At 50.2% G+C, this 11554-nt stretch carries 5 protein-coding genes; 1 reads left to right on the top strand and 4 read right to left on the bottom strand.

Going from position 1 to position 11554, the window contains the following annotated elements:
* Nucleotides 1–39 precede the first annotated feature (39 nt).
* The 4 genes from H6F72_RS27515 to H6F72_RS27500 form a co-directional block, all read right to left on the bottom strand.
* Complete coding sequence (locus H6F72_RS27515) at nucleotides 40–1395, bottom strand: MFS transporter (RefSeq protein WP_242017178.1); 1356 nt, start codon at nucleotides 1393–1395, stop codon at nucleotides 40–42.
* The gene (locus H6F72_RS27510; RefSeq protein WP_190442902.1) at nucleotides 1396–1746 is read right to left on the bottom strand and encodes a DUF1636 domain-containing protein; all 351 of its coding nucleotides are present in this window, start codon (nucleotides 1744–1746) and stop codon (nucleotides 1396–1398) included.
* Nucleotides 1747–1748: 2 nt separating this feature from the next.
* Nucleotides 1749–2834, bottom strand: a complete 1086-nt coding sequence (locus H6F72_RS27505) for an ABC transporter substrate-binding protein (RefSeq protein ID WP_199299352.1) — start codon at nucleotides 2832–2834, stop codon at nucleotides 1749–1751.
* 81 nt (nucleotides 2835–2915) lie between these two features.
* Nucleotides 2916–5510 (bottom strand): TonB-dependent receptor, encoded by a 2595-nt coding sequence (locus tag H6F72_RS27500; protein ID WP_190442901.1) that lies wholly within the window; start codon nucleotides 5508–5510, stop codon nucleotides 2916–2918.
* A gap of 649 nt (nucleotides 5511–6159) precedes the next feature.
* Here H6F72_RS27500 and H6F72_RS27495 point away from each other — a divergent pair.
* Nucleotides 6160–11523, top strand: a complete 5364-nt coding sequence (locus H6F72_RS27495; RefSeq protein ID WP_348252367.1) for an amino acid adenylation domain-containing protein — start codon at nucleotides 6160–6162, stop codon at nucleotides 11521–11523.
* Nucleotides 11524–11554: the final 31 nt, after the last annotated feature.

The raw sequence follows: 11554 nt of genomic DNA, 5'->3' as shown, positions 1-11554 counted from the left end.
TCCCCGAACCCCTCGCCTCACAGGCGAGGGGCTTTGAACTTAGCGCTCCTTTCCTACTAGAGAACGGGTTGGGTCAGAGGTCTTAATGTCATAATCAGGTACCAGTGTTTCTACATCTCGTAAAGTACGAAAAGCATATCCGCCTACACCTACCAGCACGCCTAAAATAGAGAATAAAGTGAATTGCAGCGCCATGCCTGCACCGTTTCCTGTGCCGAAGATACCGCTAAAAAGAGGCGTGAGAAAGCCTCCGGGTTGCATGGCAGGCTCAAAGACTTTATCAGCTAAGGGACCCGCGATCGCCAGTCCTAGAGGTGCCGCCAATTGCGCAATCAGATAACGCGAGGCAAACACCTTTCCCTGAACCGCTGGATCAACCTTGGAGAGCCAAATCGCTTGATTGGAGCTACCAATAAACGGAGAAAAGATAGCAGCCAGAAACCCTGTGCCCATCCAAAGCGGTAAGGAGTTTGATAATCCCAAAAATACACTGCTGAGTTCACCAAAAGTTTGGCCTAGGAGTAGACCATGAATGCGTCGTTTGGGACCGCCCCAGACACTCAGCAGGACACCGCCAACCACGCCCCCAATCCCGATCGCGGCTTGAACACTAGCAAGGGCTGTGGCATTATCTTGACTACGCGCCAAGATCATCACAGGTTGAATCGCCCAGGCTGCATTGGTAAGGAGATTAGAATTTAATAAAAACAGGAGAATTGCTAATAAACTGGGATGGCGGAAAATATAGCGAAAACCAAAGGTAAACTCTTCCCAAAGCTGCTCTCTGGAGAACGGTTTCGCTTCAACTTTGGGTTGAGGAATGGTCGTAAACCAAACGGTGCCAACCGCTATCAGAAAAGTGACCAGATCAATCAGGAGGATGCCTGGAAGCTTAATCAGTGGATAGAGAATACCTGCGATCGCCGGAGCTAAGATTGCCGAACCGGAATAGGTGAGATAGGAATCCATCGCGGTGGCTCTGGCATAGTGCTGCTTAGGCACAATCTGCGACATGGAAGTAGAATAGGCCAGGTCTTGGAAGTAACCAAACAGACCATTCACTGCTCCCGCAACATACAGATGCCAAATCGCTAACTGATCAGTGAGCAGCAAGCTGAGAAGCACCACCGTAGATATCCCTGCCATGCCATCGCCGATCATCATCAATTGCTTGCGATTCCAGCGATCGACGAGTACACCTGCAAAGGAAGCCGCAATTACCTTCGGAGTGCGAGTAAAGAAAAAAATCAAAGCTAGCGGAGTTGCCTGACCTGTGAGTTCCCAAGCCCAAAGCGTGATCGCAAAGTTGGTCATCTCTGTGCCGAGCACTGAGGCTACCTGCCCACTCCAAAGAATGAGAAATTTCCGCAGGCTAGTAGGTTGATTGGGTTCCATTCAAGCAGCCGGAGGCGAAGGAATACGGACTAGCAGTTTAGGCAGCAACGATTCTGGCATCTTGGGCGGTTTGACATAGCCATCTCCACTGTCCTGGTACTGAGCGGCAAAAGTCAACAGATCGCTGGCTTGATCCGGTGACAAATCTGTGAAGTGATAGCTGTACTTGCCGGGACAGATCAAGGAGGCAGAGCAGGGGCGATCGCAGGTCCATAAACAACTTGTTGCTTCAATCTGCAACCCGGATGCTTGATCTGCATTAGATGCCAATACTTCATCGAGGAGATGAGGCGAACTGCCCTTGCGGTCAGGACCACAGCCTTTACAAATAAACAAGGTGTGCTGAGACATATCTAAGCCTCATCGACCAAATATTTGAACAAGTCATCAATAACCAAATTGGCTGCGATCGGGCCACTGCCAATCCAGTACTTGGGTACTTGATAAACACGGTTTTGTTTCACAGCTTTTAGATTCGCCCAGAGGGGATCAGACTTGAGTTGCTCCAATTGCTTCTGAGCAGCCTGAGCTGATTTGGCATCATTCTCCCCTGTCCAGACAAACAAGACATCTCCATCTGCCTGACTCAATAGCTCTCGACTAATCGACAACTGCACCGGATTGCCACCCAAAGCCTTTGCTTCTGAAGCACTCAAACTTTGAGTAGACGGACGAGATAACCCCGCATCCGCCAAAATCGTGCCACAGAAGGAGTCCTTTAAATAAAGGCTGATGCCATCTGGATAAACACGCACCACTGATACCTGGGTTTGATCTGGCTGGGAACCAGAGGCACCCATCTTTTGTTTGAACTCTGCTAAACGGGCTTTGTACTTGGCCATTAGTTGCTCAGCTTCAGCCGTTTTGCCAAGGGCTTGGGCATAAAGTTGCAATGTCTTCTTCCAAGCTCCGCTACCCTCTCCACTATCAATTACCGTAGACGCAATGCGAGACAATTGCGGATAGATGGCTTTGTGGTCTGTCTGCCACCCCAAAATCAGATCAGGCTTGAGTGCCAAAATCTTTTCTAGACTCGGAGCACCAGACCGCCCCACATTGGGAATACCCGCCGCCCGCTCCTGCAGATAAGAGTCATTCACTTGGTTGCTACCAATCGGTTGTACACCGAGGGAGAGCACAGTATCTAACCAACTCAAAGACACAACTCGCTGGGGAGCGGCAGGCACTTGAGTCGTCCCCATCGCATGTTGAACCGATCGCGTCTCGGTAGTGGTAGGAGTGCTTAATGACGGTTGAGAGTCAGAATCAGAAACGACATCTCGACCACAGGCAACTGTTGTCATGAGGGTGAGCAAGAGCAGCAGACTCAACCGCAGCCAGCGATCGCGATATCCCTGCATGACTGATGGCAGTTGCGATCGCCAGATCTTTCCCATCTCTTGTGAGTAGAACTTGAGTTGTCGAACCACCCTGAGCATGTTCATGACATACGTAAAATATGGATCAAATATCTCTAGCTCCCCTTCCCTCATAGGGAAGGGGCTGGGGGTTAGGTATCCTTAGAACGATACAGACAAGGAACCAATGATCGTGAGGGGCTCGCCGGGGCTGATATATTCGCGGAAGCCTTCACTGTTCTCGACATAATTGATATCAAACAGGTTCTTGATGTTAATCGCAGCTCGCCAGTTATCCCGACGGTAGAAGACAACCGCATCGGTGCGGACATAGCTAGGTAGCTCAAAGGTAGCATCGAGATCCCCTGCGCGATCGCCCACAAAGAACAAGCCAGCCCCAAAGCCGAAGCCTTGCAAGTTGCCGCTCTGAATCTCATAGGTAGACCATAAGCTGCCACTGTTGCGGGGAACGTTGGTCAGCCGATTGCCTACGGTCAACAAGTTATCTTTGGTGATTTCGGCATCAATGTTGGCATAGGAGGCAATGACATTCCAACCTGGAGCTAGCTCTCCGGTGACATCCAGTTCAATCCCTCGGCTACGCACTTCACCGACAGGCACGCTAAAGCGTCTGTTGTTGGGGTCACGGGTGGCAATGTTGGTTTTCGTCAGCTCAAAAGCAGCTAAGTTCGTAACCAACCGACCATCTAGAAACTCACCCCGCACCCCAACTTCATACTGAGTACCACGTTCGGGATCTAGGGGAGAGCCGTCGGCCCGGATGGATCGAGAGGGGACAAAGGAGCGGCTGAAGCTGCCATAAAGAGAAATCGGTTCAATTGGCTGGTAGACCAAACCAACTTGTGGACTGAAGGCATTATCGTCCTGCTCAAACTCTCGGCCTGACAAGTTGTTGGTGGTGGATTGATCAAAGAAGTCGATGCGTCCACCCGCAAGCAAGATCAAGTTATCAGTCAGGTCAATTTGGTCTTGCAGATAAAGCCCTACCGTATTGATCCGACTGCCATCGTCCCGAACTGGCTCAGTCAGTTCCGAGATATCAGGGCGATCGCCATAAACCGGATTAAAGATATCAATCGGGAAGTCAGGATCACCAGGTAAAGATTTTTGTGTCCCTTCTCGCGATGTCCGACCAAAATCTACCCCAACCAAGAGGGTGTGGTCGATCGCACCCGTCGAAAACTTCCCGGTGATGTTGGTCTGCACGTCTAGGGTGTCTGACTCGTCATCGTTAGATAAGAAGCGGCGATCGAGTTGACCGCTATCTTGAATAAACCAGGAGTCAGCGCGGTAGTCAAAGGTATCCGCCTTGGTAAACCGTAAACCGTTGCGGATTTTCCAGTTATCGTTGAGTTCATGTTCTAGCTGGTAACCAACCGAAAATTCTTCAACTTCACCTTCGTCATCGGGATGACCCAACACGCGATCGTAGGGGATATCGGCAATTCCTTCACCAATGGCGACAATGCCTCGGTCAAAGGGGCGCTTGTCTTTGAGGTAGTCAGCCTCAAACACTACAGAGGTGCGATCGCCAATATCCCAAGCCAGAACAGGAGCCACAAAGAAGCGATCGGTATCTTGATCAAAATCGCGGAAGTTACCGCCGCCTTCAAACACAGCGTTGAGGCGATAGCGCACCGAACCATCGTTATTAACTGGGCCTGTTAGGTCTACGCTGGGACGGAACAGCCCAAAACTACCAACCGATAACTCAGCACTATAAGCGGGATCAAATAAGGGTTGCTCAGTAACCAGGTTGACTACCCCGCCAGGTTCTAGCTGTCCATAGAGAACCGAAGCTGGGCCGCGCAAAACTTCAATCCGCTCAACGTTGACGCTTTCTCGTAAGCTGCGTTGGTTTTGGCGGAAGCCATTCCGCAAAAAGGTGTCCTGAGAGAATCCGCGAATGGTAAAGCGATCGCGCGTTCCTCCAAAGCTATCATCTTGAGCGACACCCGCAACGTTCTGGAGCGCCTCCCCAACGCGAATTGCTCGCTGATCTTCTAAGACTTGCTCTGGTACCACCTGGATTGAACGGGGTGTATCTCGCAGCGGAGCTTCTGTTCTGGTGGCAGAGGTGGCGCGTCTAACTGTGTAACCTTCCTCCTCATCATCGGTCGCGACAATCCGAATTGCATCACTCTCACCCTCAGCGCTCTCATCATCAGCGCTACTATCTGCGGCACTATCGTCTTCAGTAGTAGCTTCCGCTTCTGTGGTGGTTTCAGTATCTGCCCCGGTTGTATCTGCCTCGGTTGTATTTGTTTCAGTGGTGGCAGATTCTGTCGTGTTGGATTCTGTGGGAGATGTTTCAGTCGCGATCGCGCCCGCAGAATTGATGTTTAAAAATACTGTATTTCCCTGACGAGTTAGCGCACTGATGGGGACAGCCGACTCTCCAACGATTGTCACCCGTACGCTATTTGTGGTCAGTGAGGTGACAGTGACTTCGGCAATACCCGTCGCTGGATTGGTTTGACGAAAAGATTCTTGGCCCGCTAAGCGCAGTTGTGCATTTGTGATATCCGTGGTGAGCGTATTTCCAGAACTGGTGGTCAAAGCTCGAACCGCAGCACCATTGCTGGTTTCCAAGACAACTTCTAAGCCGCCATCCTTGGGATTTAGTTGAACGTTTGTAATTTGGCTGCTCTGTGCCCAAGCAGGGCTAGCAATCAGAGCGGGCACCACCCCAAGCAGGCCAAGGCTACAACTCAGGAACTGCGGTCTACTGGTCATATCTCCTCACGTATCTAATGAAAAGCACGTTAACTGCAACTGGCTGATTTATCAGCAGCATATTCTGAGACACCTCATCAACGATGAACTCGCTGGGTATCTAGAACCTTGACTAGACTAATTCTCAATTAGAAGTCATAGGAAGTCTGAATGGCATCTTACTACACTTAGAATAGTTCTCAACAAAATTGTGTCAAGAAATTTGATTCAATCCTGTATTCCATTCACTGCCAGTACTTGGAAGATATTCCAAGTGGGTTCAAAGGTAGGAGATTGGATGGATGGCTAGATAAAACTTGCTCCTAGTTGACAATAATTTTCTTTTAGGGGTTGCCAAGGGTTTAAGTTGAACCTATATTAATTGAGAACTAATGTCATTTACCAACAGTTTGTGTTTATCTTGAAATTCTAGAAATGTTTCAATTTAGCGATTACATCATGGCTGGCTAAAACGCTAGAAGCCTTGCCTGACAAGGCAATCAGTCATTCAACGGAATTTTTAGCAATCTATTGACTCATCTCCTTGGCTTGAATTTTGGAATGACCAACGGGATCGCGATCGTCACGCCCAGTTCCAATCGGCTCGAGGAGTGATGACTCACATCAGCCCTCAGTTTTCTGCCTGATGCATCTACAAGGAAGGTAAAGTGTGACTCAGCATCATCTGGAATTGGCAATTGGTTATTCAACGATGATGGAACTGCTCTGTGAGCGGGCATCCCAGCAATCGAACCAACAAGCATTTACATTCTTAGCGGATGGCGAAACTGAGTCAGACTGGCTCACTTATGCAGACTTTGCTCAACGAAGTCGAGCGATCGCGGCTCAACTCCAAGCCTTGAACTTGCAAGGAGAACGGGCATTACTGTTATATCCCCCTGGGTTAGATTATCTAACCGCCTTCTTTGGCTGTCTCTATGCAGGGGTTGTAGCAGTTCCGGCGTATCCCCCCCGCAATGCTCGCAATACCCCTCGAATCCTCAGCATGGTGCAGGATGCCGAAGCTGCGATCGCCCTCACCACTTCTAGTTTGGTTGATAAGATTCAATCTTTGCTAAGCGAGCATACGGCACTAGATTCGCTGCAATGGTTGACGACTGATCAACTACCAAAGCATCTGGCAAACGATTGGCAAGAGCCGCAATTAGACAAGGATACGCTGGCTTTTCTACAATATACTTCTGGCTCCACCGGTACTCCCAAGGGGGTGATGGTCAGCCACGGCAACTTACTCCACAACGCCGCTACGACCTATCAATATATGGGGCATACTCCTGAGAGCGTGTTTGTCTCCTGGTTGCCTGCTTATCACGATATGGGCTTGATCGGGGGGATCTTACAACCGCTCTATGGTGGGTTTCCTTGTGTGCTGATGCCACCTGCGACGTTTTTGCAGCGCCCTTATCGTTGGCTCCAGGCGATCTCCCGCTACAAAGCCACGACCAGCGGCGGCCCCAATTTTGCCTACGACCTTTGTGCGCAAAAAATCACGCCAGAACAGCGACAAACTCTGGATTTAAGCAACTGGAAAGTAGCCTTTAATGGTGCAGAACCTGTGCGGGGTGAAACACTGAAAGCCTTTGCTGAAACCTTTGCCGAATGCGGATTTCGCCCAGAAGCCTTTTATCCTTGCTATGGCATGGCAGAGGCAACATTAATGGTATCAGGCGGTTCATCTGCGAGCGCACCACCAATCAAAACAGTGCAAGCGATCGCCCTAGAGCAAGATCAGATCCTTGAGGCCACATCCGAAACCGAGGACACGCGCTTGCTGGTGGGTTGCGGTCAAAGTATCCCGGATCAAACCGTGGCGATCGCCCATCCCCAAAACTTGACGTCCTGTATAGATGGTCAAGTCGGGGAAGTCTGGGTAGCAGGCCCCAGCGTCGGTCAAGGCTACTGGAATCGCCCTGAAGAAACTCAGTCAACTTTTGGGGCTTATCTAGCGGATACAGGTGCAGGCCCCTTCTTGAGAACTGGAGATCTCGGCTTCTTGCAAGAGGGAGAACTGTTTATCACCGGACGGGTAAAAGACCTGGTCATCATTCGCGGTCGCAATTTCTATCCGCAAGATATTGAGCGTACTACCGAGCAAAGCCATCCTTCTTTGAGACCTGGAGCTGGGGCTGCGTTTACCGTTGAGGTAAATCAGGAAGAACGCTTAGTTGTCGTTCAGGAATTAGAGTTTCGCCAGCAGCCTGACATTGAGGAAGTGACAGGCGCGATTCGAGGCGCGATCGCCCAAGCTTTTGAAGTGCAGGTGTATGCGGTGGTGTTGCTAAAACCGGGACATATCCCCAAAACCACCAGTGGCAAAATTCAACGTCGCGCCTGTCGCGCTGATTTTTTAGCGGGAAGTTTAGCTGTTGCGGGTAGCAGCATTATCGATGTCATACACGATGGCAGTGCAGCGAATGAATTAACTCGCGCTGGCTTGTTGGCGATCGCTCCCGCAGACCGGCAAGCTGTTTTGCAAGCTGAACTCCAGCGGCAGGTGGCTTCTGTGGTAGGGGTGCATCCTGATCAAATCAATCATAAGCAACCCCTAAACACGCTGGGGATTGACTCGATTATGGCGGTGACGCTGAAAAATGATCTAGAGATCAATCTAGGAGTGACGATTTCCGCGATCGATTTCTTAGATGATGTGAGTCTGACAGAATTGACACAGCGGATTCTAGCTCAGATTGGAGAAGGGGTTGAGCGATCGCACTCAGGCATTCCCAAACGGGATGCGATTGCTGACACCTATCCCTTATCTTTTGCCCAACAACGTCTCTGGTTTGTGCATCAACTGGAGCCAGATAGCCCGTTCTACAATCTGCCCGTGGCAATTCAGCTCACCGGGGCGTTATCCGTTCCGGTGCTAGAGCAGAGTTTGCAGGCGATCGCTCAACACCATGAAATTCTGCGGACTCGCTTTGTCTCCCAGGATAAACAACCTGTGCAGATCATTGAGCCTGACTTGGCATTCCAACTGGCAATTGTGGATTGCACATCACTTGATGATCCAGAAACAGAACTGCGATCGCTGCTGCAATCGGAGGCCAGCAAACCTTTTGATCTAGAGCAGTATCCTCTTTGGCGGGTGCAGTTGTTGCGCTTGAGTGACACTCATCATGTGTTATTGCTCGCCTTCCATCACACGATCGCCGATGGTTGGTCGATGACACGGGTATTGATTGAGGAATTAGCGGTTCACTACGAAGCCATTCAGTTAGGCCAAGCTCCTGCTCTCCCAGGGTTACCCATTCAATATGTAGACTTCGCGCTGTGGCAGCGGCAACAGTGGCAAACCGGAGCCTTCCAACCACATCAAGCCTATTGGCAGCAGCAGTTAGAGGGATTACCTGTACTGCAACTGCCCACGACTTATCCACGCCCAGCCGTACCCAGTTTCCGAGGCGCTAAACTTGCCTTTACCCTCTCGGCTGATCAAACTACTGCGCTCAAAGCGTTGAGTCAGCGAGAAGGCGTGACGCTGTTTATGACGCTGTTGGCAGCCTTTAAGGTATTGCTATATCGCTACAGTGGTCAAACCGATCTATTGGTCGGTTCTCCTATTGCCAACCGCAATCAGCCTGCGCTGGAAGACTTGATGGGTTGCTTCGTCAATACCATTGTGTTGCGAACTGAATTAAGCGGTAATCCCAGCTTTCAAGAACTGTTGAAGCGAGTGCGACGGGTAGCGTTAGATGCTTATCTGCATCAAGATTTACCCTTCGATCAACTTGTGCAACAACTGCATCCCGATCGCGATATCAGCCGCAACCCTTTCTTCCAAACCTGGTTTTCGCTGCAAAACATGCCAGCTTCTAGCCTAGAGTTTGCAGGGCTTTCCTTAGAATCCTTAGATGTGGATACGGGAACCTCTCAGTTTGACCTCAGCTTGGATATGGAAGAGCGCCACGGTACACTGATGGGCTGGGTGGAATACAGCACCGATTTGTTTGATCAGGTAGCGATCGCCCGCTTTGTAGAGCATTTCCAGACTCTCCTCACTAGTATTCTTCAAACACCCGATCAATCGATCGCCACGCTGCCAATTCTGCCATCTGCCGAGCGTCAACAGCTTTTGGTGGATTGGAACTCAGAAGCTCATGATCTGCCACAACTACCCTTCCAGGAACGATTTGAGCAACAGGCGATCGCCACTCCGGATATGCCAGCGCTAGTTGATGCAGAGACATCATTAACTTACAGAGAACTAAATGAGCGTGTTAATCAGCTTACTCACTATTTGCAAAGCTTAGGAGTAGCAAAAAGCACGTTTGTAGGAGTTTGTTTAGAGCGATCGCCTAATCTGATTATTAGCATTCTGGCAATTCTTAAGGCTGGGGGCGCTTATGTACCACTGGACCCCAACTATCCAGAAGAACGTCTCTTGTTCATGCTGAAAGATGCCCAGGTTGCCGTCTTGCTGACTCAACAAGATATCACTTTATCTGTTCCTTCAAGCCTTCAGCGCATCAACCTCGACACAAGCTGGATGGAGGTTGCCCAGTATCCTATCATTACTCCCCCTTGTGCCGCGACAGAAGACGATTTAGCTTATCTCATCTACACTTCTGGCTCTACAGGTAAGCCCAAGGGCGTGATGATTAAGCGGCGATCGCTAACTCACTTTGTTGATAGTGCCATTCAGATCTACGAAATTAAACCAGGCGATCGGGTGCTGCAATTTGCCTCGATTAGCTTTGATGTGGCAGTAGAAGAGATTTTTCCAACCTTGGCAGCAGGAGCAACTCTGGTTTTGCGCACAGGTTCCATGATTGAGTCAATGGCTAGTTTCTTGCAGCAGTGTCGTCACCAAGCCATTACTGTTCTAAATTTGCCAACCGCCTTTTGGCAACAACTGGTTCATGCTCTCTCTACGGCAACCCTCACCCTACCCGAATCGGTGCGACTGGTGATGATTGGGAGTGAAAAGGCACTCCCTGACTCAGTGCATCTGTGGAAGCAACACGCAAATTCGCAGATCCGATTAGTGAATGCCTACGGGCCAACAGAAACCACGGTAACAGCGACCTATTGCGATATTGCGGGGCCACGGGCTGTGCCATTTGAGCAGGAGGTTCCCATTGGGCGATCGCTTCCCAATGTGCAACTGTATGTGCTGGATACCCATCAACAACCCGTACCTATTGGAATTCCTGCTGAACTCTATATCGGTGGCGCAGGTATCGCCAGAGGCTACCTCAATCGCCCTGATCTCACCAACGAGCGATTTATCCCCAACCCATTCCAAGCTCTCCCTCACTCCTCCTCACTCCTCCCCCCTCACTCCTCACTTCTCTACAAAACTGGCGATCGCGTCCGCTACCGCACTGATGGACATTTAGAGTTCTTAGGACGGGTGGATAATCAGGCTAAAATTCGGGGTTTTCGGATTGAGTTGGGAGAAATTGAAGCGGCCCTCGCTCAACATCTTAATGTGCAAGAAGCTTTGGTGGTGGCGCGAGAAGATCAACCGGGTCAAGTTCGTTTGGTTGCTTATGTGGTCCTAGTTAACAGCAACCCTGAAGCCCAGCAAGAGTTACGCGATTTTCTCACACAGCGGCTCCCTGCTTACATGTTGCCTGCTGCTTATGTGATGTTGGACGCGTTTCCGCTCACTCCCAACGGTAAGATAGATCGCCGCTCACTCCCCGCTCCAGAAGGCGATCGCCCCACACTTGAAGTCAACTATGTCGCACCGCAAAATGAGCTAGAGCAAGCGATCGCAGGCATTTGGCAAACTGCTTTGGCAGTAGAGCAAGTCGGCATTGATGACAACTTCTTTGAATTGGGCGGACATTCTCTTTTAGTGATTCAGGTACAACATGCGCTGCAATCAAGTTTGAAGCGAGAGATCGCCGTCATTGATTTGTTCAAATATCCAACCGTGCGATCGTTGGCGCAGTATCTCAATCAGCAAGACATCCCAACCGATTTGCAGCCTGTTTATGACCGAGCCCAACGTCGCAAAGCCGCTTTACAAGACCGACAGGCTAGCAGATCTGCAAGGCGCTAACGTCTCTCTTCGCCTCTAACCTTCATTCATC

This window comes from Trichocoleus sp. FACHB-46 (assembly GCF_014695385.1).
Lineage (GTDB): Bacteria > Cyanobacteriota > Cyanobacteriia > FACHB-46 > FACHB-46 > Trichocoleus.
This window is presented reverse-complemented; position numbering and strand designations above follow the sequence as displayed.